This window comes from Kitasatospora sp. GP30, from assembly GCF_029892145.1.
GTDB classification, from domain to species: domain Bacteria; phylum Actinomycetota; class Actinomycetes; order Streptomycetales; family Streptomycetaceae; genus Kitasatospora; species Kitasatospora acidiphila.
In genome coordinates this window covers 1-21,883 of the sequence record NZ_JARZAH010000065.1, presented here as the reverse complement: position 1 = coordinate 21,883, position 21,883 = coordinate 1, and the positions used below count along the sequence as shown (strand labels likewise).

Below are 21,883 nucleotides of genomic sequence, written 5' to 3'. Positions count from 1 at the left end.
GGCTTCTTCTTCCCCATGCTCTCCATGATGGACATCATCCTTACCGGGGCCGAAGCCCCTGATCAGGGGTGTCCGTCAAAGCGAATCAAGCCCAGTGTGTGGTGCGCTGGAGATCGCCCGGTTCCGGGTCTCGCGAGCATGGGTTTCTCACCAATCCGACGACAGAACAAGGGGATGGCGTATGGGGATGAAGCGGACGCTCGGCGGTGGCGTCGCTGCCGCCGTACTCACGGCGGGGCTGGGCGTGGTGATCGCACCGTCTGCGGTGGCAGCAAGCAACTGCTGGCCCGGCGAGAGCAACAGGTGGTACTGCAACAACGTTTCGGGAGCGCCGGTCTACGGCACGATCGGCGACAACCACCTCTACCCTGACCCCAACACCGTGGTCGGGCACATGAACTCGAACCCGAGCTGGTTCTACTGCAAGCTCGACGGGCAGGCCTGGGTCGGCGGACCTCACCCGACCCGCTGGCTCATGACCGTGGCGGACAACGGCCGACTGGGTTTCATGAAGGACACGGACATCTCCAGCGAGACGGACCCGGTCCCGTACTGCTGACCGAGCCGCGAGCAGGGAGGCGCCCAACCGGCCTCGACACGGTGCTCGCTCTGATGGGCTGCGGGGCGGGAGCGGGAGCGGGAGCTCTGCGGCACCCGCCCCGCCCCTTGGCCCCGACCCAGTGCTGGCCGCTCGTGCCACCGCCGCGGCCGGCGCGGCCGGATGCCGGCAGCGACCCTCCTGTCGGCCGGGCCGAGGGCTTTCACGACGACGACGCGGCCTTCAGCCTGGGCTTTCGCGGTCAGCAGTTCACCGGGTGTCGCGGACCCTAGTCTTGCCGGAGAACCAACCGCTGGTCGTACCCAGGAGCGTCATGACGCCGCGGCAGATCAAGCGCACCATGGGGTGTCGCCCGTTTGGCGAGTGCCGCCGGTAGTTGCCTCACAGGAGCGACCACGGCCATCGACGGCGGGTTCACCGTCTGACGTTAAGGTGGTCTCCCAGCTCGCCGGCGGCGGAGAACGAGGTGACGAGGCACGCGCCAGGTCCTGCGCGAGGCACGGATCACCGCCCGGCTGCAGCACCCAACATCGTGACCATCCACGACCTCGGCGAGACCGGCCCGGCGGACAGCAGGGTCCCGTTCCTGGTGATGGACCTCGGCGACCCTGACGAGAAGTGACCCGGGGGTCCGCCGTGCTGCCGCGGCTGCGCCGCGCTCTTCGTCGCCCGTGCTTTCCCCCACACGACGTCAAGCCTGGAGCGAGCCGAGGCCGCCCCGCCACCGGTGGGCACGCCTGCTGGCCGCCCGATACGGTGATGGGGTGATGTGGCGGGGTCTCCACGGGGGAGAGGCGTCTTCACGGTGACCGGTGGCGCTCGCGGAAGCGTTGATCCCCGCAGGGACACGACGCGCAGATGCAGATCACGGCGCGATGGGGGCGGCGAAGAAACGTGCGAATGTCGAGGCGGGGGATGTCAAGACGGCGGCGTCGGCGACGACCAAGGGGTTGAAGGGCCCAGCGGGGGCCCGAGAGCCACGAGGAGGACGAGATGAAGCGCCTGGTCGGCCTGCATCCGCAGGCCACGTCCGCATCGGTTCGAGGGAAGGAGGCCGTGTGATGTCCCGTGTGAGGGTCCACAACTTCTCGATCTCCATCGACGGCTTCGGCACCGGTGAGGGGCAGGACCTTGACGCGCCGTTCGGCCACGCCGGCGGACGGCTCCACGAGTGGTTCTTCCAGACCCGGACCTTCCACGACATGCGCGGCGTGACCGGCGGCAGTGCCGGTGTCGACGACGCCGTGGCCCGCACGTGGAACGCGGGTGTCGGCGCGGAGATCATGGGGCGCGGCAAGTTCGGGCCGCAGCACGGCCCGTGGGAGGACCACGATTGGACCGGGTGGTGGGGAGCCGATCCGCCGTTCCACACGCCGGTGTTCGTCCTGACCCACCACCCCCGCCCCTCGGTGGAGATGGAAGGGGGCACCACGTTCCACTTCGTCGACGCCACCCCGCAGGAGGCGCTCCGGCAGGCACGCGAGGCCGCGGGCGGTCTGGATGTGCGGGTCGGCGGTGGGCCCTCCACGGTCCGCGCGTTCCTCGCCGAAGACCTCATCGATTACCTGCACGTCGTTGTCGTCCCGATCGTCCTCGGCCGCGGCACGCGCTTGTGGGACGGCCTCGAGGGGATCGAGAAGCGCTTCCACATCGAATCCGTGACCACCACCGGCGGCGTCACGCACATGACCTTCACCCGGCCGTAGCGACCGCCCGCACCGGCGGCGCCCGGCCCCCTGCTCCGCACACTCCGAAAACCTTCGCACACTCCGGAGACTGACAGGGCAGGACCGTGAACATCGCTTCCAAGGACGGCACCACGCTCGCCGTCGACACCATCGGCCAGGGCGCGCCGCTGATCCTGATCGGCGGCGCCTTCAACGACCGCTCGACCGTGGCCGGGCTGCCGCCGAACTCGCCACCGGCTTCAGCGTGGTGACCTATGACCGGCGCGGCCGGAGCTGCGAGCGACGACAGGAGCGACGACTACCTGGTCGCCAACGAGATCGACGACCTGGCGGCGGTCATCGGTCACGCGGGCGGCCGCGCCTCGGTGTTGAAGATTCGTACCGGCGGGGGCTGCCGGTTCTGTGCCCGCCACGGCTTCGACCTCACCGCCCCCGCCCGCGTCTACGTCATGCAGCACCACCAGCACAACGTGGTCAAGATCGGAATCGGCGGCACCGCAGGCCGCAACGAGCAGGTCAACCACCACCGCCGATCGGGCCGGGTACTCGCCCGGGACTGGCACTTCGCCACCGGCGTCGAGGCCCACGCCATCGAGCAAGCCGTGCTCCAGCACCTGCGTGAGGCCGGCCACGGCCCCCACCTCAGCTGGGACACCATGCCGAACGGCTGGACCGAGACACTGGTCGAGGGTGGCTCCGGCGCCCCACCAGTTTTCGTACCGCTCCGACCTGTACCAGAACGGCATCGTGTGCGGCCCGTCGATGCTGGCGTCGTACTGATCCCACTCGTGTGCCCAGGCGATCAGCTCGTCTACGGTCATGACGGTTCGGCCCACAGAGCGGTCGATGAAGGTCATGCTTGGGAGCATGCCCGTCGGTCGTCAGCGCCGCTACCGAGAGGGGAAGGAAGAACTGCGCGTCCGGTCGGCCATCTTCCACGCCAGCTTGATGGCTTCGGCATTGTCATCATCAGCGATCGGCTGTGGAGTGCCTGCCGACAATGCGGTGACTGAGTCGGTGCCGAAGAGCAGGCGGATGTCTGCCGTGAAAGCCGTGAGTTCGGGCTCGGTCTCGTAGTTGCGGACCCTGTTGGCGAGCCCCGTGACGAGAACATGCACCGTCACCGCCCTGGTTGAGCTGCTGCCCATCACGTACTGGGCTGCGTCCGTCCAGCTCAAGACCTTGATATCGGGGGGGAGCAGCCAGTCGGTGAAGTGGCCCCACTCCATGAACGGGGCCTCATGGTCGTCGAAGTCGACTACCGAGCCTGCAAACTGCTCGCCTGTCAGCTGCGAGACGACGTACTGGTGAAGCCAACTCTGGGTGGACGGGCTCATGATCCGTGCACGCAGGTCGCTGTCGTCGTGCAGCGGCGTCAGCTGAGCGAACCTGGCGAGAACATCGTCGAGGCTGTTCAGGTACTCGACCTTGGCGCCAGCCGCGGCGACCTCGGCAGCCATCCGAGGGAACAGCTTCCCACCCGTGCCGAAGTCGTTGCGGTTCTCGCTGACGAAGATGACTGGCTCGGGTTTGATCAGCTGCGCCTGTTCCAGGACAGTCATCCAGATCGCCGAGTCCCGGCTGCCGGTTGCGGTCTTTCCGCTCGGACGGGCTGGCAGGACGCGGTAGGCCTCGCGCCGCAGACCCTCCCTTGCTGCCTCAAGGGTAAGGGGCAGAACCTTCAAGGTGCGGCGGTAGAGCTGTTCCCATGCCTGCACATGGTCGGTGACGGGCAGAGGGGCGGGGCGGTGGAGCAGACCGGGGTCGTCGTTGATACTCAGTGCCAGCAGAGCGTCGTAGGCGTCCTGAGCCTTCGTCACCGCGGCTTCGTACTCCCTCTCTCGTTGGGAGAGAAGCTCAACGAGCACCACCTCTGTGATGGCCGGGGTCAGCTTCCCGCTCACCTTGAGCGCGTAGAGCTGCTCCCAGAGAGGGTTGCCCGCACCCTGCCGGGTCAGAGCATTGGTGTCGATGATGAGCACGGACGTCTCCGGTTGCTCGAATGAAGCGACAAGTCGCTGACGGTGCGCGGTCCGGACGACAGTCTCTCAGCTCAGGACGCCTGCTCACCACGAGACGGATGTCAGCGGCGCAGGTCTCATAGCCGCCGCACGGGTGAACCGCCGCCGGGTGGCTGGAGCTGGCCCTGTGCAGCAGCCGCCCCGCCCCCGTGGGCCGGGCTGGGCCGCCCGGTCCTCGACTCCCCACTGGTGCGCGGGTCGATGTGGCTGCGCTGGTCTCGCGCCGAGCGCGATCTCCTTCTGACGCGCCGCCGACCGCCCACCCGCGCCCGGGGTGGGCGGTCGGGTCGGCGGCGCGTCGGCGAGGGCCGGCGGGCTCCACGCCCTTACCACCGTCACCGCCCACAACGCAGCGGATCCGCTCCGGCCGGTCCCCGTTCGAGCGAATCCCCCTGGTCGAGCCCAGCCGCCGAGACCGAGGTGCAACCATGGCCGCCATGACGGACCTGCGACTCGACGCGCCCGAGCCTCCCGCCCTGATCGCCATCCAGCAGCGCACAGGCATGGCCGACGAGATGTGGCGCGAGATCGCCCCGCTGCTCGCCGACGAGGGCATCACCGAAGACACCGACCCGACCGACCTCGCCACCCTCCAGGCCGCCCTGGACCGCGCCGTCGCCCGCTACAACGCAGCGCTGTTCACCCCGACCGGACGGGCCCGCAGCAACGCGGCCGCACTGCTGCGCCAGGTCGTCGCCTCGATCGCCGCCAGCGAGACCGAGTACGCCGCCCGCCTGCTCGACTCCCTCGGCCCGGACCCCACCGAAGCGCAGCCGGTCACCGCCTCGCACGCCGCCGGCCTGGCCATGGCCCTGCTGGACGCCTGGTCGGCCAACGCCACCGGCGACACCCCCGCCGGTCTGCTCGCAGACACCGCCCTGCCCCCGGGCCACTGGCGCGGCGAGCGGGCCGCCCGCGACATCCTCGCCCTCGCCCGCAAGGGCCGCGCGCACCGTTCAGTCCACAAGCTCGTCGTCCAGCACGGCGGCATCCACGTCACCGACGGCGCCTCCCTCGCCCTGGCCGCCGCAGTGCAGACCTGGGCCCAGCGCACCGGAACCTCGGCCGCCGCCGTCGCCGAAACCGCCATTGGCTGAGCCCACCCCCAGGTGCCCACCAGTGCCCAGAGAACGATCACCACCACGGCCGCCCGGACGGACTGCGCACGGCCCACAGGCCCGTGTGGCGGCGCTACGGGCGGCCCGGCCGCTACACGGCAACCCGATGAGGACGCCGACGTGCGGCCTAGCCTGGGGGTATGGGCTTTTCGTTCAAGATTGCTCCTGGTGTCCGAGTCCGTGCATCCAGCCGCGGAGTACGGACAAGCGTGGGACCCCGGGCAGCTCGCATCCATGTCGGCGCAGGCCGCGCGGGCATTTCGACCGGCGCGGGGCCCGTCGGCGCCTACACCTCACTGGGAGGCGGCCGCCGACCGAAAGGTATGAGCGGTCAGACGCCGACCGCCGGTCGCCAGGCGGCGCAGGGGGAAGGCCAGGCAGCAGCTACCGCCCTGCACCAGAACGATGATCGGCACAGGGCCAGGTTCGCCCCCGTCGAGCGGCCAGTCTTGGGGCCGCCGGATCCGCCGGACGAAGGGGAGATCCGCCGTTGCCATGAACGGGCGGCACTGCAGGGCATCGGTCGGTTCCAGCACGCCGCCCGCACCAAGGCGAAGCATCAAGCTGCCGTCAGTGCCGCAGCCGAGGTGAAGGACGAGTGGGACCAACGGCGCGCACGCGGAAGCGCCTTCAGGACTCTGTTGACGCTCGGTGGGCGCGGCTATGCTCCAATGACGACGACGTGGTCATGCAGACGCTCATAGAAGCCTTCCCGTACAACGGGACTCAGGCCGCGCCGTTCGGCCTCAACGGTGCCGAACTATCGCTCGGTCGTGCCCGTCCCCTCACCGGACGCGATTACCCGACCGGCTCCCTAGTTACACCCCTGCGGGTAGTCCGACGCTTCGGGCGACCTCTGAGTGGGTGTTCTGTGATGCTTTGTCAGCTTTCAGTGTGAGTGGGTCTCCGGTTGGGGCAGGGTGAATAGACCGGGCTCGGGCTCGCTGAGCAGACCGCGGCTGACCAGGCGCTTGAGCTTGGCCCGGATACCTTCGATGTGCCGTGGCTCCGTGCCGGCTCCGAGTGCCTCGCAGATGTCCTTGGCGCGGAGCCCTTCGGCGCCTGGCTCGATGGCGGCGAGGATCTCGTGATACCCGGGCGGGAGCGGTACGAGTGGTGGGCGACCGTCCTCGGCAGCCAGTTCCAGCACCGTCTCACGGGTGATCTCCAACCGTTCCAAGGTTCTTTCGGCAGCGGAGAGTTGCTCGCCGAGGCGGGCGATTTCGTCACGCAGCCGTGCGACGGTCTCACGGACCAGCCGCCGGGTCTCGGTCTTGTCCAGGAGTTCCTTCATCCAGGCTCCCGCTGCTCAAAGGTGCCCGCCGCCAGCAGGGGCGGGCTGCGCCAGGTGGGGGTGGAGATGCGGGCAAGACGGCGGATCATGACGTCGCTCATGGACCAGTGGATCCACGCGACGGAGCTGGCTGGCAGGGTCTCGAAGTCGCGCACGAGCCTGCGGTGGAGCATGAGGGTGCCCAGGGTCTGCTCCACCACCCATCGCTTGGGCTCGGGAGTGAACCCTCTTGCCCCTGGGGCGCGTTGGGCGACCTCAACGTCGATACCCAGGCGGCCTGCGTGCTCGACGACGGCGTTCTTGAACCCTGCGTCCACCCACGCCTTCGTCACGGTGGGAGCCGTGACGGCGACCTTGTCCAGCAGGGCGATGCCGATGGCGTTGTCGTGCACGCTCGCGGCGACCACCACCACGGCGATCACCAGGCCCAGGACATCGGTGGCGATGCCTCTCTTCCGCCCCGGGCTCCGCTTGCCCGGATCCAGACCGGTCGTCTCCTTGGGCGCGTTCACCGAGGACCGCACCGTCTGGGAGTCCATCACGATCGCGGAGGGGTCCTCGCGCCGACGGCGCATCTCGCGGGCCTGGCAGCGCAGCAGGTCATGGATGGTCTCCGCGGTGCCATCGTCACGCCACAGCCCGAAGTAGTAGTACACCGCGCTCTTGGGTGGCAGGTCGTGGGGCAGATAGCGCCACTGGCAACCGGTGCGTGCCTGGTACAAGATCGCGTTGACGACTCCCGCATCTCGTACCGGCCCGAGTGCCCACTGACTGATGGATGCTTCGACTTCCAGGCGGCGATGACTGGCCGGATCAGCTCCCAGGCGTCATCCGGAAGGTCACTGGGGTACGGCGCACGCCCCTCCATGTCCTCCAGGGCACCGCATCCCCGGCCTACTGGGAAGCCCAGAAACCGGACACCTTGGCGTCAACTACCGCGAGTCAGCCGAGCACTCGCAGAACACCCACTCAGCGGCCGTGAGGATATCCTGGCTCGGCTCCTCACCGAGGTGACGTGGAAGCACCCGGCGGAGGACGCTCCCCGCCAAGTGGGTTTGGCTGTCCGGGCGTACGACGTCCTCGACCAGGGGCGATGGCTGGAAGTCTCAGCCGGAGGCGTCAGCAACCGCTCTGCGCACAGCTCGCGTCTGCGGGCCGATCTTCGCGATGCCCTCGGCGAGGCCTGTGCCCACAGTGACCGGGCGTTCAGCGGCGCGTTCGACCGGCTCGAGTACCTGATACTGCTCGTCTACCTGGACCTGTCCGGCAAGGAAGACGTCATCACGGCCTCGACCTTTCTCGCGCAGGGCTGGTCGGGTTCCGAGCTGCGCAGGGATCTTGACCGGGTCGCCGCTCAGGCCGCCGTGGCAATGGCGGATCCGCAATGGCCCATGCTGGCCGCAGGGGCGTTCGGCGGCGCTCCTGACAGGGCGCGGGCCGCCGCGGCCAAGCTCGCGACGATGATCCGGGGCGGTGCGTAGCGGCGTCGGCATCGGGGGGCCGTCACCTCGGGCCGGCGGTCATGACGAGGAAGACAGCCCGGGTGGCCACGTGTCCCACTCATGTCCGGTTCGTGGCCACCCGCCGTCCGGGGCGGTGTCCGGCGGGGAACTGCGCACAGTGCGGGGCAACTCGTGATGTTGTTGGAGCGTCACGCGCAGGGCCCAGTGCGCTTGGACTACTGGCTGTTCCCGGATGCGGTGATGCGGGCTCGCCGTTGGAGCTGACGGAGAAGGTCGGCGCTGACCGGTGGGAGGAGCGGGTGCTGCACGCCAAGCTCTACTCAGGTGAGCTGCCGGAAGACCCTGTTCACCTCGCGGGCGGAGGGAGGGTGGCCCGGTCGATACTGTGAAGCTGCAGGTAGCGGTCGGCCATGAGCCCGTAGACGTCTTCCAGTGAGGCTCCATCGGCCTGGCACCAGCGCAGGATCGCCCTGCGGACGACAGCTCGTCGATCCGGGCCGCGCTTGATACCAGGGCGCTGCGTGGCACGTTCCTCGTAGCGTGCCACGTTGAGGAATTCGGCCGGCACGACATCGTGCTGGGTGGCGAGATCGAGTGCGTACTCGTAGGGGTAGCGGTCGGGGTTGAACGGGAGCCCGGGTACCAGAGCGATGGTCTCGGCGATGGTCCTCACAGGTTCACGGTGCCATGCCTGCGCAGTGGTGGCAGGCCGGCAGCCCCCACAGGGGCCCTGAGGATGATCCTTGGCTTGGACCACGCGCACGGCCCCTGCCTCTGTTCCCGCCGACCTGGTGTCCGTACTCGGGCGGACAAGGTTGGGGTCCTGGATGTCCACTTCTGCGGTGTATGCCAGGCTCGCTGACAGACTTTCAGTTGACTGTCAGATAATTCTCAGCAACTTCTCAAGGTTCCGGTCGATCTTGTTGCTAGGGCCGTCACGTGCTGTATCAGACAGCATCCCTGACAAGGGTCTTCTGTATGGAAACAGACCAACCGCAGCGCGGAAGTTAGCAGCCGTCGTCGCAGGTTCTCTGGCGTTGCCGCTGATCGACACGAGGCTCAGGGCCAACGGCTTGATGCGCTTGCGGCGTACGGCCCGGGAGAGGACTGGTCGCTGCCAGCAGCAGAGTCTCGAGCGTCGGCTCGTTCCTGGCGGTAGGGGCGGATGTGAACGCATGGGGGGAGACACGACGATGACCGGGACCGGGGCAGATGCTCAGGGAGCTCAGGCCGAAATGCTGACGACAGGCCAGATCGCCACAAGATCTGCTTTGATCCGGCGGCTGAGCAGCTGGTTCAACCGGATGACTCTACGCGGGCGACTGGCCCTGCTTGCCGCAGCAGCGGTGTCGCTGGCGGTGGTGGTCATCGCGGTGAGCGGATGGTTCGTCGCTCGCAACGAGATGATCAACCAGGTAGACCAGACACTGGCACACTCCTGGTCGCCGAACACCAAAAACCCTCCCGTGGCGCAGATCAAGGCCATGAACGCCTGGTGCAACGGCATCGCCACCCAGCAGTGGATGTCCAGGGACACCATCCCCACAGTGATCTCCGCCGACGGTTCCTCCTGCCCCCAGGGCGATTCCCGGGCGGTGACGGTTGCTCAAGACGACCTGCCGGTCGCCAGCAGCGGCACCACGGGGCGAGAAGCCCTCTCGTACTTCCGAAACGGCACTACCACGGACGGTAAAGCCGTCCGCGTTTACGTGGTCAGCTTCGGCCCCGTGCTGTTCGAAGGAAACAGCACCACCGCCGCCGTGGCCTTCTCCCAACCCCTGCAGCCCGTGCAGGACGCCCTCGACCAGCTCACCCTGATCACGAGCGCCGTGGCAACCCTCGTCATCGCCGCCGCAGCCGCAGGAGGCCTCTGGATCGCTCGCACCGCCCTGCGCCCCGTCGACCGCCTCACCCAGGCAGCCGAGCACATCGCCCGAACCCAGGAGCCGGGCGTGACCATCGACGTCTCCGGCCACGACGAGATCACACGGCTGAGCGAATCCTTCAATGCGATGAGCCTCGCACTCGCCCACTCACGCGACAGCCAATCACGACTCATCGCCGATGCCGGGCACGAACTCCGCACCCCGCTTGCCTCACTGCGCACCAACGTCGATCTCATGGTCCGCAGCGAAGAGACCGGGCGGGCACTGCCGGAGGCCACCCGGACCAAGATCCTCGGCAACATGAAGGCGCAGATGGTGGAACTCTCCACCCTCATCGGTGACCTGTTGGAACTCTCCCGACCATCGAGTGCCAAGGACTCCAGGTCCCTCGTCGTGGTGCCGCTGCACGACGTTGCCGCCTGGGCACTCGACCGGGCCCGGCTCCGCGGCCCGGGCCTGGTGTTCAACGTCGATGTGAACCCGTGGTACGTGCGGGCCGACGCGCACGCTTTGGAGCGCGCTGTGATCAATCTCCTCGATAACGCTGTGAAGTTCAGCCCGTCCAGCGGGGCCATCGATGTCTGTCTGAGCTCCGGGACTCTGACCATCCGTGACCACGGCCCGGGTATCCCGGCAGCTGACCTGCCGCACGTGTTCGACCGCTTCTGGCGGTCACCCTCGGCCCGGCAGATGCCCGGGTCGGGCCTCGGGTTGGCCATCGTCGCGCAGGCCGTCCGCGAGGCCGGCGGCAAAGTGTCGTTGACTTCCGTTGACCTGGGACCGGACGGCGCCACCGGCGGTGCGCTGGCGACCGTAAGGCTGCCGGGAGCATCGGTACCCCCGTCACCGACACCGTCAGCCCCTGGCGCGGATGACACAGAACCAGCCGTGTAAAACGTCGCGCGGATCGAGGTCGGTTGCCGTTGAACTGCCGTCTTCCTGGGGTGACGCCGTGTCAGGGGCGGTGTCAGTGCGGTGGCTGCCGCGTGTCAGGACGGTCGGGGATCGTCGTCCATGTCAAAAGGCAACGAGCGAGCTCAGGAGAGCACGATGCACACGTTCGACACCCCCGCCCCGGTCCGCGTCGTCCTGGCCGTTCCGGCCGGCCGGGTGCAACTCACCGCCACCGACCGCACCGACACCACCGTCGAGGTCCAGCCCGCCAACCCCTCCAAGAGCCGCGACGTCCACAGCGCCGAGCACACCAGCGTCACCTACACCGACGGCATCCTGCGCATCCAGACCGGCGAACCCAAGAACGCCCTCCTGGGCCACGGTGCCGTGGAGGTCACCATCCAACTGCCCACCGGCTCCCACCTCGAGGCCCGCACACAGGCCTGCGAGCTGTTCACCACCGGCCGCCTGGGCGACATCACCTTCGACGGCGCCTACCGCGAGGTCAGCATCGAGCAGGCCGCGAGCGTGCGCCTGACGGCGGTCGACGGAGACGTCGAGGTCGGCCGACTCACCGGCCCCGCGCAGATCACCACCGCCCAGGGCGACATCCGCATCACCGAAGCCGTGCGCGGCGCACTCGAGCTGCGCATCCAGACGGGCAGCATCACCGTCGGCGCCGCCGCGGGCGTCTCGGCCGCCCTGGACGCCGGCACCACCTACGGCCGCGTCAGCAACTCCCTCAAGAACACCGGCACCACCGAACTCGACATCCGCGCCACCACCTCCAACGGCGACATCACCGCCCACAGCCTCTGACCAAGCACCACCAGCAGGCCCAGCCGGCCGCCTCGCACCCCGTGCGGGCGGCCAGGGCCCCACATCGACAAGTGATCAACGCTGAGGGCCTGGTTGGCAGATGCCTGCTGCGGGTGACGAAGTCCTGGCACGACTATCAGGAGGCTGAGCCCTCCCTTCTCCATGTGTGGCTGCACATGGACGGCCTCGGTCCCGTCGGGTTTCACATGCCGGGCGATGCGACCGGCTCGGTGCGGGGCTGGGACATCCGACCGGCGGGCCCGCGATCAGTAGGCGCCGGGCTCGGTCGCCTCTCCCGGAGGGCAGGCGTACATCGCCTCGGTCTTCCACGGTGCGCCGCACTTCGTGCTGGGGCAGGTGCGGATCTCCCAGACACCGTCCTTGGTGAGCTCGCCGGGCGGGAACTCCTGGTTCTTCAGGCAGGACCGGCACATCGTCTCGATACCACGCTTGATCCACGTGCCGTTCGGCAGAGTCGTCATCCGGCGATTATCCAGACCGGGGCCGGCTGGCTACCGGTCGGGTGCGGCGTCCTCGATGGCGGCGAGGAGTCGGGTGTGGACGGCGCTGGCTGCTTTGCGGGTGGCCGGGTCGGGGACGTCGAGGTGCGGGGCGATCAGCGCGGCGGCCGCAGCGAGGACCGGGACCGGGATGGTTGCGGTGCGCAGGTGCAGCGGCTGGGCGGCCGCGAGCTCGCCGGGCGTCGCGTGGGTGCGGGAGGTGGGGATGAGGGAGCGTATGCCTTGTGGCGGCTGAGGGCTGGTCACCTGGCCTATTCTCCCGCGCACCGGCCGATGCTGATGACCAGTCGATGGGGACGGTTGCTCGGCGCTTGCGCTGTTCGCGGCCGCGGTGGCGGCGTGGCCGGCGGTGGTAGCGGCGTTCAGTTCGTCGGCGAGCAGGGTGAGCTCGCGCGCCAGCTCCCCGAGCACGCAGGACGGCATGGCGGCCGCGAGCGCGAACACCGCGATCAGCGGCATCCGCTCGCCCGGCGCGAGCTCGGGCAGGGTGCCGGTGTAGGTCGCGCCCTGGGCCGCGCACCTGGTGGAGCTGTGCGAGGGCGAGCCCGTGGAGGCCTTCGGTGTGGACGCGGGTGATGCCGGCGCGATGCTGGAACGGCTGCACGACAAGTCGGCCTGGCCGATGTTTACGGTCCCGCTGGGCGCCGGGTTCTCGATCGTCGTGCACTACAAGAGCGGCGAGGAATACACGACCACGGTCGTCGGCGTCGGGGGTGGGTGCGCGCAGGCCTGCGGCCCGGCGCGGCAGCAGTCGCCGGCCGGCGAAGAAGAGCAGCAGCGGGTCGGACGAGTTGAGAAGCAACGTGACCGAGAACTCCCCGCTGCGGGGTCCGTCGACGACCTTGTGGTGGACGTTGCAGAGCGAAGGCCAGTAGCGACAACGGGCCGATCTTGGTTCCGGTTCCGCAGAACGGCGAACCGCTGATCGTGCCCGCTGGAGGAGCCGGACCAAGCACCGGGGAACAGGCCGTGCCCGGGTGCTTGGTCCGGCACGGTGAGCGCCGTGCCGGCACGAGAACTCCCCGGGCAAGTCTGGAACGGCCAGGTCGTGGAGCGGACGCCCATACAGCGGGCGCTCGCCAACGGTCAGTACAAGCGGGTCGCCGACGAGGTCGCCGAAATCCGCGACGTGGCGCGGCTGCTCGCGCAGGACGGCGACGCGTTCCACCGGGCGACTGGCGAGTTCCTCACCGTCCAGGTCCGGTTGCTGGACAGCGAAAATCGTGCCGGGCATCAGCGCCGCGAAGGTCAGGACGCGGGGGGACTGGCAATTGTGGCCTTGCAGGCACTCAGGAGGGCCGACCCGTCGGACTTGGCCTGGTCGAACACGCTGTTCGCAGTGCTAGCGTCTCCAGCCGCGCAGGCATCGGCCAGCGTGGTCAGGTCGGATGACCAAGTCTGGATCGCCAACTCAACCTGTTCGTTCTGGGCTTCACTCATCGTTGGAGATCGGCCTGCTGCTCCAAGGAACGGGTCAGCCGCTCATAGGTGTCGACCCTGCTGCGCACGCACCCGCTCCAGCTGCCCGGCCAGAGCATGGCCGCCTTCATCGCCTCCGGACCGCTCCTTCGGGTTCCGGGCAGCGCGAAGGAGCCGGTCGGCATCGGCCTGCAACAGCCTTCGCCGCTGCGGATCAGGGACCGTCACCCGCAACAACACGGCCACGAAGTCCGGCTCGGGCGACCGCCTGCCGGACAGGAAGTCCCCCACCCGCGCAGGCGAGTACCTCATCCTCGCCGCAGCCGCTCTCATCGTCAGCGGACACTCGTCCACCCGCGCCCGCAGGAACAACGCCAGCGCCTCGCCCTCGGGAGTCTGCGCATACAGCGGCTCCCACGGCCGACCGCCCCTCCTATGCTCGCCCATCGTCAACTCCCGCCCCCAAGCAGGCCCATGTCCAGGACATCCCCGGACAACCCGCAGTTGTCCGGACTCTACCCGCCACAACGCGCCCCCGACTTCGGGACTACCGCAGCCAGTCGCACGCTGCTCCTGGGTCGGCATCCGCCGGACCGAAATCCGCGGGGACGACCACGCCGCCGCCCCGGCAGCCCGATGGAGAACAGCATGCCGACGCCCGACCCGACACCGCAGAACTACGCCACCACTCCCGCCCCGTTCCTGACGCTTCGCACCGCCACCGTCCTCCTGCCGGCGGCCATCATCGGCCTGATCGCCGGCAGCCTGACCTACTTCAGTACCCGGTCGGTGCCCGGCGCGGTACTGGCCGGACTAACCGCCGCCGGCACGAGCGTGCTGGGGACTATCACGATCTAGGTGTACGACACCCGGTTGGACTAGGTGTTGATCTTGCTGTCGGGCGTGGGCCAGGTGGCCTACGCCCGTCCGACCGACAGGCGTCCGTCGAAGGTGATGTCGAAGGCGTTGAGGGCGGCCATCCAGCGGTTGCTCCAGCGTTGGCGGCCGCGGCCGGTGGGGTCGAGCGCGAGGGTGGCCAGGTAGAGCCGTTTGAGGGCGGCCTGCTCGTTGGGGAAGTGGCCGCAGGCGCCGGCGGCCCTGCGGTAGCGGGAGTTGAGGCTCTCGATGGCGTTGGTCGTGCAGATGATCTTTCGGATCTCGGCGTCGAACGCCAGGAAGGGCACCATCTCGGACCAGGCCCGCTCCAACAGTCGCACGACGGCCGGGTAGGACGCTTCCCAGACGGCGGCGAACTCGGCGAACCGCTCCAGGGCCGCGGCCTCGTTCGGCGCGGTGTAGACGGGCTTGAGGTCGCGGGCGACCGCCGCCCAGTCCCGCTTGGAGGTGTAGCGGAAGGAGTTCCGCAGCAGGTGGACGATGCACGTCTGCACCACGGTCTGCGGCCAGACCTGGGCGACCGCGTCGGGCAGCCCGGCCAGGCCGTCGCAGATGAGGATCAGGCAGTCCTTGACGCCCCTGTTCTTGATCTCGGTGAGCACGGACTGCCAGTACTTGGCGCCCTCGCCGCCGCTGGAGGTCCACAGGCCCAGGATGTCCCGGTAGCCGTCCGCCGTGACGCCGAGGACGACGTAGACGGGCCGGTTGGCGACCTGACCGTCGCGGACCTTGATGTTCACGGCGTCCACGAACAGCACCGGATAGACCGGGTCAAGGGGACGCGTGCGCCAGTCGGCCATGCTCTCCAGGACCCGGTCGGTGATCGTGGAGACGGTCTCCTTGCTGGTGGTCATGCCGTAGACCTCGGCCAGGTGCGCGACGATCTCCCCGGAGGTCAGGCCCTTCGCGGTCAGCGAGATGACCAGGTTGTCCAGGCCTTCGGTTCGGCGGGCGTACCGGGGCACGACCTTCGGCTCGAACGTGCCGGCCCGGTCCGGCGGGACCTCGAGCGTGACCGGCCCGGCCTCGGTCATCACGGTCTTCATCCGGTAGCCGTTGCGCGCGTTGCCGCCTTTGCGCGCCGAGCGGCCCTGCCCCGCGGACGAGGCCAGGTGCTCGTCCATCTCGGCCTCCAGTGCTTCCTGGAGCAGGTGCCGGGTCAGCTGCTGCAGCAGTCCGCCCTCGCCGAGCAGCTGCATCCCGCCGGCCCGGGCCTGCTCGGCCGCCAGCTCGGCGACCGACGCCACCACATCCGACGCACCCGTGTTCTTCCTCGGACCCATGCCCAAGGCATCGGCAGTTTCCGACTCCGACGAAACCGACCCGTCGGGAACCGACCCGATCTGGTGATCCGTCAGCGAGCTCATCAGTGTCTCCCTTGATCAGGGTGTCCACCTGATTCATGACACTCCCCCCTCAGCCGCACTGAGCCGGCGGAACGTGCGGACCTCTACCGAAAGTTGGGCCTGGTGCTCACGTACGACTCCGGAAAGCAGAAGGTGCTGGCTGGGAGCCGCGTACCGAGGCGGCGCCGGAGGCACCCGAGCGCCCGGACTGCGAACACGACCGTGCCGCGAAGGGTTTGGGCCCGTTGGTGCTGCCTGCCCCGACCAAGCGCGAGCGGGTCGCCGCGTTGGTCTCCACCTCGGATGACCTGTGGTGGGAGGACCGGGTGCTCCACGCGAAGCTCTACCCGGTGGAGGATCGGCGCGCCTGTGACCTGTTGTGGTTTTGGGGCGTGAAATGGCCGACCTAACCGATTTGTCTAGACCTTTTCATGAGCGCCCTGGGGGTGTCTGGCGATGGGTCGCCTGTCCATGCTCGTTGGTTGTGGTCAGGCGGGGTGCGTGTGAGCTGGGGTTATCAGGTAGGTGGGTGGTTCCTGTGGTGTGGGGCTTCTTGGGGATGGGAGTGCCTGATGGCGTTCTGACCTGGTGTTGGTCAGTTGTGTTGAGACGTGGTGGTGAACCGGTCTGCAGCTCGATGATCAGCAGCTTTCGGGTGGTCGCGGTGTCGGGGTGGCGGGCTGCGGGCAACCAGCGGAGGGTTCGTCTGGTCGTGGAGGTGCGGAGTGCCGTCGGTGATCGCATTGCTGGAAGTCCGGGAGGCGCGGGCCCGGGAGGATCTGGAGTCCTGGCTGGAGATGCTGCGGGAGGCCGAGGTGCAGGCGGAAGCGGCCCGGCAGCGACTGGAGCACGCGCGGATCGCCCGCGAGGAGGTGGCGCGCATGTTCGCCGAAGGGCCGACTGCGGGCCAGGAGGGTGACGGGGCGTCACCAGCGCCGGCCGTGGTGGAGGAACCCGTGCGTGTGGCCGGCGCGGTTCCGACGGGCCCGGTGCTGCGGGAAGGCTATGATGCCCGGCCGCCGGTCTGGCGGACGGGACTGGGCGCCGATGCGCTGTGCGGGGCCTACCGGCAGGTCTTCGAGACGGCGCTGGCCGCGTCGGGGCCGGTGACGGCGCAGGAGCTGACCCGGGCACTGGGGCGGGACTCGGCGCGGTTGAACGAGGTGGAGAAGGTGCGCCATCGTGCCTATGCGCTGGAGGTGCGCGGCTGGCTCCTTCGTGAGCGGGGCCTGTTCAGGCCGGCCGCGGGTCCAGGCGCTCGGGCCGGAACTCCGGCCAGTGAACACGCTCTTTCGCCAGTTTCCGCGTCAGCGTGATCAAGCCGGCCCACCACACCATCTGCGTGTGGTGGTCGGGTCGGCGCTCGTGGTCGCGGTTCAGGCGCCGGGCCCGTGAGAGTCAGCCCAGTGTGCGCTCGACCGCCCACCTGCGCGCGAGCACCATGAATCCCCTGGTCCCGTCGGGGCGTTTGACGACCTCGGCCCCGACGCCGTGCGCCGCGAACGCCTCCGCCAGTGCCGGGCCCTGGTAGGCGGTGTCCGCCCAGACCAGTTTCAGCAGGCGCCCGGGCTCGGCCATGAACGCGTCGATGAGTTCCGGGGCGGCCACCGAGTCGTGCACGTTCGCGGGGGTGACGGTGACCTCCAGCAGCTGACCGGCCGCATCCGCGAGGTCCACGCCGAGTCCGGCGGGATCTACGGCTCGCCGCGCGTGCACGCCACCCTCAAGCGCGAGGGTGTCCACGTCGGCCGCAAGCGGGTCGAACGCCTGATGCGCGAAGCCGGCCTGCAAGGAATCAGCCCGCCGGGCGGGCAAGGGCTTCACCCGCCAAGATCCGGGCGCCGAGCCGGCACCAGACCTGGTGCGGCGCGACTTCACCGCGCCCGCACCGAACCGGCTGTGGGTCACCGACCTGACCATGATCCCCACCGGCGAGGGGCCACTGTGGCTCTCCGCGATCCGGGACGCCTACTCCCGGCGGGTCGTGGCCTGGGAGACCTCCGCCCGTGCGGACGCCGACCTGGTCCTCACCTCGCTGGAATACGCGCTGGCCAGCCGCGGGGTCGCCCCCGGCCAGCTCGTGCACCACGCCGACCACGGCTGCCAATATACGTCCATCAAGCTCACAACACGCCGGCTACGACCAGGAATTGAGAGCGTGGTGGTGAACCGGGTGGTGTTCGGTGGGGCCGGGCCGGGGATGCTCGTAGGCCTGGCCAAACCTGGCGTACCAGCGGCGCACCGGAGCTCGTGCGAGACGATCACGCCGCGCTGCAGCATCAGCTCCTCGGCCTCCCGGAACGAGAGCGGGAAGCGGAAGTACAGCCACACGCAGTGGGAGATGACCTCGACCGGGTACCGGTGCCTCTTGTACGCCGGTGACACGACACCCACGACAGGCCCTCCCAGCCACGACCGCCCCGAAGATCATCCCACTTCTCGGTCAACGTGACAGCGCCACAAGACGCGGCGCGCAGGTCTTGAGTGCGCCCAGTTCGCATTGCGCCGCAGCCGCTCAGCTGAGGTCCGCTTCAAGGGCCTGACCTCAGCACGGTTCGCCAGGTTTCAGGGCGTCAGGTCGATGACCCGAACCGGCTGGCCCTTCCAACGCAGGGGATCGACGGTGGCGACCACCGCGCCATCCGGGCGTTCCGGGGTCGGGGCGGCGGCGCAGCGTGTCGTGGTGCTCGCCCAACTGGCGAAGGTGCAGCTGTTCCCGCGTCAGGGTGGAGACCCCGGTGACTGGTCACCAGCGCGCCGTCCAGCAGCGTCACGGGTGCAGCGGCTCGACCGACCGTTTCGCGGGGCGCGCACACCGTCGTGTGCGTGCACCCGCGAAAAGCATGTGCGCGGTCCTGGCATGTCCGTGATAGCTGACGCTGCGGTACCCGACCACTGCGCAGCGTACTATCGTACCGAGATAGGCCCGGGGGGCTGGGCCGATAACCGTGGGGGATAGATGGGGATTTCAAATGGGGACGCCGGCTTTGCGGTGAGCCCGGACGAGTTGTCAGGTGCTGGGGGCAGTGCGCAGACCATAGCCGAGCAGATCCCCGGCGAGTTCAACGCCGTTCTCGCGCCGAGCGACCAGGCATCGAGCGGGCTGGCTGGGTGGGGTACCGGCGCTGCGCTGCATGACTGTACGTACGGCTGGCAGAAGTTGGTCGGCGGACTTTCGGGTGACATGGACGGCTATGGCGGCAAGTTGATCAAGATGGCGCAGAACTACCGTCAGAGCGACCAGGACGCCGCGTCTGCTCTGACGGCACCGCAGGCCCCGAGCAGTTCGGCCGCGTCCTACAAGTCGACCGGGGCCAGCGATCCGTTCGGAACGGTCCTGGTCAATGGACCGACCGGCACGCCGACGCAGACCGCACCCAAGCACCCGTGGGAGCAGGTGGCATAGGCATGGACATCGCCACCCTCAGCAACGCCAACCTCGTCGACCTGACGAGCGCCCAGCTCGCATACGGGCGCCTGGTCACGGCATTCGGCCACCATGTCGACGACTGGCGAAGCCAGGTGACCGGCCGGCTGCAGAAGTCGCAGTGGACCGGCAGCACAGCCGTCCAGGTGCGGGCCGATCTCGCGGCGTTCACCAGCAAGTTGCAGGCCGCTCATGACGAGCTGAATCTCATCAGCGCAACGTTGAGTGACGCTGCCGAGTCGTTCGCGCTGGCCCAGGCGCAGCTGCTGCAGGCGCTCGACGATGCCAAGGCCGCCGGCATCACCGTCAAGCCGGACGGGAGCATGACCTGGGACAAGGACCCGGCCGCGGCGGCCTCGGACACGGCTACGGATCCGAAGAAAGCTCAGGCGTCCTACATCGGTGACCGCATCAGTGGTGCCCTCACCGAGGCCGACCAGGCCGACAAGTTGATCGCCGCGCGACTGAAGCACTTCACCGACAACGCCACCAACGGCACGGGCCTTGACAGCGTCACCGCAGGGCAGGACCAGCAGGCCGATGCAGCTCGCGAGAACCTGCCGCCGAAGGGGTCCACACCGGACCAGGTCAAGGCATGGTGGGCCGGGCTGACTCCCGCCGAGCAGCACGACCTGATCCACAACCACCCGGATCAGGTGGGCGGCCTCGACGGTGTGCCCGCTGTGGCCCGCGACGAGGCCAACCGCCTCACGCTCACCCAGAGCCGCAACGAGTTGCAGGCGCAGCTCGACAAGCTCGGTCCCGAACCGGTGGAGAAGCTGATTCCGGGAGACACGTCATATGTCGAGAGCGCTGAACACAAGGCGTGGCGTGAGAAGTACGAGGATCTCACGGAAAAGCTCGACGGCATGAACGCCATCCAGACGCGGCTCGACTCGGATGGGAAGAACGGCAGCCCGCCCGCATATCTCCTTGGTTTCGACACCAACGGCCACGGCCACGCGATCGTCGCGGTCAACAACCCGGACACGGCCAACAACGTGGTGACGTACGTACCGGGCACGGGCGCGCGGCTCGGCAGCATCAACAATGACATCACACGGTCGGACCGGATGGTCTCGTCGGCAGAGAGCGCCGATCAGAGCAAGACCACCGCGTCGGTCACCTGGGTCGGTTACGACGCGCCGCAGAGCATCATCCCGGAAGCCGCCGACGACAAGTACGCCCTCGGCGCCGAGGACAAGCTGCGCAACTTCGAGCTCGGGTTGCGGACCACGCACGAGGGCACGCCTGCGTACCAGACCATCATCGGGCACAGCTACGGCAGTACCACGGTCGGGTACGCGATGCGCGACAAGGGCCTGCCGGTCGACGCCGCAATGTTCGTCGGAAGCCCCGGTACCGGCGTCGACACCGCCAGCGGCCTCGGAATCGACCCGAACAAGGTCTGGGCAGGGCGGGGCGACGCCGATGCGATCGACTACGCCCGCTCGGAGAACCCCCTCCAGTGGGCCCAGGACGGCGCGAGCGATGTCGGATCAACGCTCACCAACGGATTCGGCGGCTACGTCGGATACCACAGTGCGGAAGACAACCACCTGGCCTTCGGACGGGACCCGGCCAACCAGCACTTCGGCGGACACGAAATCCCCACAGACCCGGGTGTCGGTCACTCCGACTACTGGGAAAAGGGACAGTCCCTGGACGCCATGGGGCGCATCATCTCGGGCAAGTGGTGAGCATGCGCGGACTGCGGAGCACGGTCGTCACCGCCCTGGCCATGGTGGCGGTGGCGTCTTGCGGGCTCAGCGACCAGCAGCTGAAGCCGACCATGACCAAAGACCAGGCGGCCCAGCAGGTCACGTCATACGACGTGCAGATCCTGACCGCCCTCCTGGGCAAGCCTCAGTCATCGACCAAGGAACCGTCGAGCCTTGGATGCGAGACGGCCGACATCCCGGGGCCGAAAGGACGAGTCGAGCTCAGCACGGATTCGACGGTCGCGGCGGACCATCCCGAAGGCAACCCCGCGATCTTCCAGGCACTCAAGACCGAGATGAGCAGTCTGGGCTTCGACCAGACCGGCACCATGGGGACCGACCTCTTCTTCAAGAACAAGTCGAACGGCTTCACAGTCATGATGGAGGAGAGCTCGGACGCCAGTAAGACGCTCACGCTCTCCGTCGCCTCGCCGTGCGTCTGGCCCAACGGAACCTCCGGGCCTGGGACGTAGCCGCCTGCGGTCACGGCTGCGCTGCTGGTCAAACTCAGCGCAGCCGTGCCACCGCTTCAGCGACCAGTCAGTCCTTCTGGCAGAAGTGAACCCGGCCAGCGTCTTGGGTTGATGTGCAGGCACCTTCGGCGCAGACGGGGCAGCGGACGCGGGCACAGCCTGGGAGGCAATGCAGTCTGCCGGTAGTGCAATGTGGCCCGCGCGCTCGTGAGCGCGGGCCACGTGTCGTGGTGTCGCCCAATCTGGGCTTGATTCGCTTTGACGGACACCCCTGATCAGGGGCTTCGGCCCCGGTAAGGATGATGTCCATCATGGAGAGCATGGGGAAGAAGAAGCC

General features: G+C 68.5%; 23 protein-coding genes and 3 pseudogenes. 15 read left to right on the top strand and 11 right to left on the bottom strand.

Translation table 11 applies throughout. The annotated features are described in order from the left end of the window. The first annotated feature begins 187 nt into the window (after nucleotides 1–187). From P3T35_RS39070 to P3T35_RS39060, 3 genes are all read left to right on the top strand, one after another. Nucleotides 188–559 (top strand): hypothetical protein, encoded by a 372-nt coding sequence (locus P3T35_RS39070; RefSeq protein WP_280709658.1) that lies wholly within the window; start codon nucleotides 188–190, stop codon nucleotides 557–559. Nucleotides 560–1,620: 1,061 nt separating this feature from the next. Then, on the top strand, nucleotides 1,621–2,265 hold the full coding sequence (locus P3T35_RS39065) for a dihydrofolate reductase family protein (RefSeq protein WP_101378225.1): 645 nt from the start codon (nucleotides 1,621–1,623) through the stop codon (nucleotides 2,263–2,265). Between the two features lie 86 nt (nucleotides 2,266–2,351). Beyond that, nucleotides 2,352–2,498, top strand: a complete 147-nt coding sequence (locus tag P3T35_RS39060) for a hypothetical protein (protein WP_180356229.1) — start codon at nucleotides 2,352–2,354, stop codon at nucleotides 2,496–2,498. Here P3T35_RS39060 and P3T35_RS39055 read toward each other — a convergent pair. Beyond that, on the bottom strand, nucleotides 2,487–3,104 hold the full coding sequence (locus P3T35_RS39055; RefSeq protein ID WP_143676663.1) for a hypothetical protein: 618 nt from the start codon (nucleotides 3,102–3,104) through the stop codon (nucleotides 2,487–2,489). The two genes, P3T35_RS39060 and P3T35_RS39055, sit on opposite strands and share 12 nt — an antisense overlap. Before the next feature lie 33 nt (nucleotides 3,105–3,137). Continuing rightward, a complete protein-coding gene (locus P3T35_RS39050; protein WP_101378223.1) occupies nucleotides 3,138–4,229 on the bottom strand; it encodes a PIN domain-containing protein in 1,092 nt (363 codons plus the stop codon). A 467-nt stretch (nucleotides 4,230–4,696) separates the two neighbouring features. On the opposite strand from P3T35_RS39050, the gene P3T35_RS39045 reads away from it, so the two are divergent. Then, nucleotides 4,697–5,365 (top strand): hypothetical protein, encoded by a 669-nt coding sequence (locus P3T35_RS39045; RefSeq protein WP_101378222.1) that lies wholly within the window; start codon nucleotides 4,697–4,699, stop codon nucleotides 5,363–5,365. A gap of 161 nt (nucleotides 5,366–5,526) precedes the next feature. Next, a complete protein-coding gene (locus tag P3T35_RS40535; RefSeq protein ID WP_180356228.1) occupies nucleotides 5,527–6,090 on the top strand; it encodes a DUF4236 domain-containing protein in 564 nt (187 codons plus the stop codon). A 185-nt stretch (nucleotides 6,091–6,275) separates the two neighbouring features. Here the strand turns inward: P3T35_RS40535 and P3T35_RS39040 are convergent, their stop codons facing one another. Together P3T35_RS39040 and P3T35_RS39035 are read right to left on the bottom strand one after the other, a co-directional pair. Further along, the gene (locus P3T35_RS39040; RefSeq protein WP_101378220.1) at nucleotides 6,276–6,680 is read right to left on the bottom strand and encodes a hypothetical protein; all 405 of its coding nucleotides are present in this window, start codon (nucleotides 6,678–6,680) and stop codon (nucleotides 6,276–6,278) included. Beyond that, a pseudogene (locus P3T35_RS39035) lies at nucleotides 6,677–7,548 on the bottom strand (IS5 family transposase). The gene P3T35_RS39040 and the pseudogene P3T35_RS39035 overlap by 4 nt, the downstream one beginning before the upstream one ends. Before the next feature lie 142 nt (nucleotides 7,549–7,690). Between P3T35_RS39035 and P3T35_RS39030 the strand changes: the two are divergent. Further along, a complete protein-coding gene (locus P3T35_RS39030) occupies nucleotides 7,691–8,161 on the top strand; it encodes a hypothetical protein (protein WP_101378219.1) in 471 nt (156 codons plus the stop codon). Nucleotides 8,162–8,489: 328 nt separating this feature from the next. Here the strand turns inward: P3T35_RS39030 and P3T35_RS39025 are convergent, their stop codons facing one another. Next, nucleotides 8,490–8,816, bottom strand: a complete 327-nt coding sequence (locus tag P3T35_RS39025) for a hypothetical protein (protein WP_101378218.1) — start codon at nucleotides 8,814–8,816, stop codon at nucleotides 8,490–8,492. 520 nt (nucleotides 8,817–9,336) lie between these two features. Between P3T35_RS39025 and P3T35_RS39020 the strand changes: the two genes are divergently transcribed. Both P3T35_RS39020 and P3T35_RS39015 read left to right on the top strand, forming a co-directional pair. After that, complete coding sequence (locus P3T35_RS39020) at nucleotides 9,337–10,923, top strand: HAMP domain-containing sensor histidine kinase (protein WP_280709653.1); 1,587 nt, start codon at nucleotides 9,337–9,339, stop codon at nucleotides 10,921–10,923. 156 nt (nucleotides 10,924–11,079) lie between these two features. Beyond that, complete coding sequence (locus P3T35_RS39015) at nucleotides 11,080–11,742, top strand: DUF4097 family beta strand repeat-containing protein (RefSeq protein ID WP_101378217.1); 663 nt, start codon at nucleotides 11,080–11,082, stop codon at nucleotides 11,740–11,742. Between the two features lie 266 nt (nucleotides 11,743–12,008). Here the strand turns inward: P3T35_RS39015 and P3T35_RS39010 are convergent, their stop codons facing one another. After that, nucleotides 12,009–12,224: a hypothetical protein gene (locus P3T35_RS39010; protein ID WP_180356227.1), complete on the bottom strand. Its 216-nt coding sequence runs from the start codon at nucleotides 12,222–12,224 to the stop codon at nucleotides 12,009–12,011. A gap of 30 nt (nucleotides 12,225–12,254) precedes the next feature. Beyond that, a complete protein-coding gene (locus P3T35_RS39005) occupies nucleotides 12,255–12,722 on the bottom strand; it encodes a hypothetical protein (protein WP_180356226.1) in 468 nt (155 codons plus the stop codon). A gap of 88 nt (nucleotides 12,723–12,810) precedes the next feature. Here P3T35_RS39005 and P3T35_RS39000 point away from each other — a divergent pair, with 88 nt between their 5' ends. Further along, on the top strand, nucleotides 12,811–13,188 hold the full coding sequence (locus tag P3T35_RS39000) for a hypothetical protein (RefSeq protein ID WP_143676662.1): 378 nt from the start codon (nucleotides 12,811–12,813) through the stop codon (nucleotides 13,186–13,188). 511 nt (nucleotides 13,189–13,699) lie between these two features. Here the strand turns inward: P3T35_RS39000 and P3T35_RS38995 are convergent. Continuing rightward, complete coding sequence (locus P3T35_RS38995; RefSeq protein ID WP_280709651.1) at nucleotides 13,700–13,867, bottom strand: hypothetical protein; 168 nt, start codon at nucleotides 13,865–13,867, stop codon at nucleotides 13,700–13,702. Nucleotides 13,868–14,330: 463 nt separating this feature from the next. On the opposite strand from P3T35_RS38995, the gene P3T35_RS38990 reads away from it, so the two are divergent. Further along, entirely contained in the window at nucleotides 14,331–14,540 is a 210-nt protein-coding gene (locus tag P3T35_RS38990) for a hypothetical protein (RefSeq protein ID WP_101378212.1), read from the top strand. A 59-nt stretch (nucleotides 14,541–14,599) separates the two neighbouring features. On the opposite strand, the gene P3T35_RS38985 is transcribed toward P3T35_RS38990, so the two are convergent. Continuing rightward, nucleotides 14,600–15,862, bottom strand: a complete 1,263-nt coding sequence (locus P3T35_RS38985) for an IS256 family transposase (protein ID WP_101384715.1) — start codon at nucleotides 15,860–15,862, stop codon at nucleotides 14,600–14,602. Nucleotides 15,863–16,650: 788 nt separating this feature from the next. Between P3T35_RS38985 and P3T35_RS38980 the strand changes: the two genes are divergently transcribed. Continuing rightward, nucleotides 16,651–17,241 (top strand): hypothetical protein, encoded by a 591-nt coding sequence (locus P3T35_RS38980; protein WP_143676661.1) that lies wholly within the window; start codon nucleotides 16,651–16,653, stop codon nucleotides 17,239–17,241. Nucleotides 17,242–17,323: 82 nt separating this feature from the next. Here the strand turns inward: P3T35_RS38980 and P3T35_RS38975 are convergent, their stop codons facing one another. Then, on the bottom strand, nucleotides 17,324–17,602 hold the full coding sequence (locus P3T35_RS38975; protein WP_280709648.1) for a transposase: 279 nt from the start codon (nucleotides 17,600–17,602) through the stop codon (nucleotides 17,324–17,326). Between P3T35_RS38975 and P3T35_RS38970 the strand changes: the two are divergent. Continuing rightward, a pseudogene (locus tag P3T35_RS38970) lies at nucleotides 17,585–17,716 on the top strand (IS3 family transposase); the annotation flags it as partial. The gene P3T35_RS38975 and the pseudogene P3T35_RS38970 overlap by 18 nt on opposite strands. A 424-nt stretch (nucleotides 17,717–18,140) precedes the next feature. Here P3T35_RS38970 and P3T35_RS38965 read toward each other — a convergent pair. After that, a pseudogene (locus P3T35_RS38965) lies at nucleotides 18,141–18,319 on the bottom strand (IS6 family transposase); the annotation flags it as partial. A gap of 598 nt (nucleotides 18,320–18,917) precedes the next feature. Between P3T35_RS38965 and P3T35_RS38960 the strand changes: the two are divergent. From P3T35_RS38960 to P3T35_RS38950, 3 genes are read left to right on the top strand one after another with little or no spacing between them, the layout of a single operon-like run. Then, complete coding sequence (locus tag P3T35_RS38960; RefSeq protein WP_143676660.1) at nucleotides 18,918–19,331, top strand: hypothetical protein; 414 nt, start codon at nucleotides 18,918–18,920, stop codon at nucleotides 19,329–19,331. A gap of 2 nt (nucleotides 19,332–19,333) precedes the next feature. After that, on the top strand, nucleotides 19,334–21,052 hold the full coding sequence (locus tag P3T35_RS38955) for an alpha/beta hydrolase (protein ID WP_101378209.1): 1,719 nt from the start codon (nucleotides 19,334–19,336) through the stop codon (nucleotides 21,050–21,052). Between the two features lie 2 nt (nucleotides 21,053–21,054). Then, nucleotides 21,055–21,546 (top strand): hypothetical protein, encoded by a 492-nt coding sequence (locus P3T35_RS38950; protein ID WP_101378208.1) that lies wholly within the window; start codon nucleotides 21,055–21,057, stop codon nucleotides 21,544–21,546. Nucleotides 21,547–21,883: the final 337 nt, after the last annotated feature.

Excerpts from the sequence above, each read along its gene's own strand:
- P3T35_RS39010 (WP_180356227.1), bottom strand. The coding sequence starts at position 12,224 with ATGACGACTCTGCCGAACGGCACGTGGATCAAGCGTGGTATCGAGACG.
- P3T35_RS39065 (WP_101378225.1), top strand. The coding sequence starts at position 1,621 with ATGTCCCGTGTGAGGGTCCACAACTTCTCGATCTCCATCGACGGCTTC.
- P3T35_RS38950 (WP_101378208.1), top strand. The coding sequence starts at position 21,055 with ATGCGCGGACTGCGGAGCACGGTCGTCACCGCCCTGGCCATGGTGGCG.
- P3T35_RS39040 (WP_101378220.1), bottom strand. The coding sequence starts at position 6,680 with ATGAAGGAACTCCTGGACAAGACCGAGACCCGGCGGCTGGTCCGTGAG.
- P3T35_RS39020 (WP_280709653.1), top strand. The coding sequence starts at position 9,337 with ATGACCGGGACCGGGGCAGATGCTCAGGGAGCTCAGGCCGAAATGCTG.
- P3T35_RS39055 (WP_143676663.1), bottom strand. The coding sequence starts at position 3,104 with ATGACCTTCATCGACCGCTCTGTGGGCCGAACCGTCATGACCGTAGAC.
- P3T35_RS39045 (WP_101378222.1), top strand. The coding sequence starts at position 4,697 with ATGGCCGCCATGACGGACCTGCGACTCGACGCGCCCGAGCCTCCCGCC.
- P3T35_RS40535 (WP_180356228.1), top strand. The coding sequence starts at position 5,527 with ATGGGCTTTTCGTTCAAGATTGCTCCTGGTGTCCGAGTCCGTGCATCC.
- P3T35_RS39070 (WP_280709658.1), top strand. The coding sequence starts at position 188 with ATGAAGCGGACGCTCGGCGGTGGCGTCGCTGCCGCCGTACTCACGGCG.
- P3T35_RS38995 (WP_280709651.1), bottom strand. The coding sequence starts at position 13,867 with ATGCCGACCGGCTCCTTCGCGCTGCCCGGAACCCGAAGGAGCGGTCCG.
- P3T35_RS39015 (WP_101378217.1), top strand. The coding sequence starts at position 11,080 with ATGCACACGTTCGACACCCCCGCCCCGGTCCGCGTCGTCCTGGCCGTT.
- P3T35_RS38955 (WP_101378209.1), top strand. The coding sequence starts at position 19,334 with ATGGACATCGCCACCCTCAGCAACGCCAACCTCGTCGACCTGACGAGC.
- P3T35_RS39005 (WP_180356226.1), bottom strand. The coding sequence starts at position 12,722 with ATGCCGCTGATCGCGGTGTTCGCGCTCGCGGCCGCCATGCCGTCCTGC.
- P3T35_RS38985 (WP_101384715.1), bottom strand. The coding sequence starts at position 15,862 with ATGGGTCCGAGGAAGAACACGGGTGCGTCGGATGTGGTGGCGTCGGTC.
- P3T35_RS38990 (WP_101378212.1), top strand. The coding sequence starts at position 14,331 with ATGCCGACGCCCGACCCGACACCGCAGAACTACGCCACCACTCCCGCC.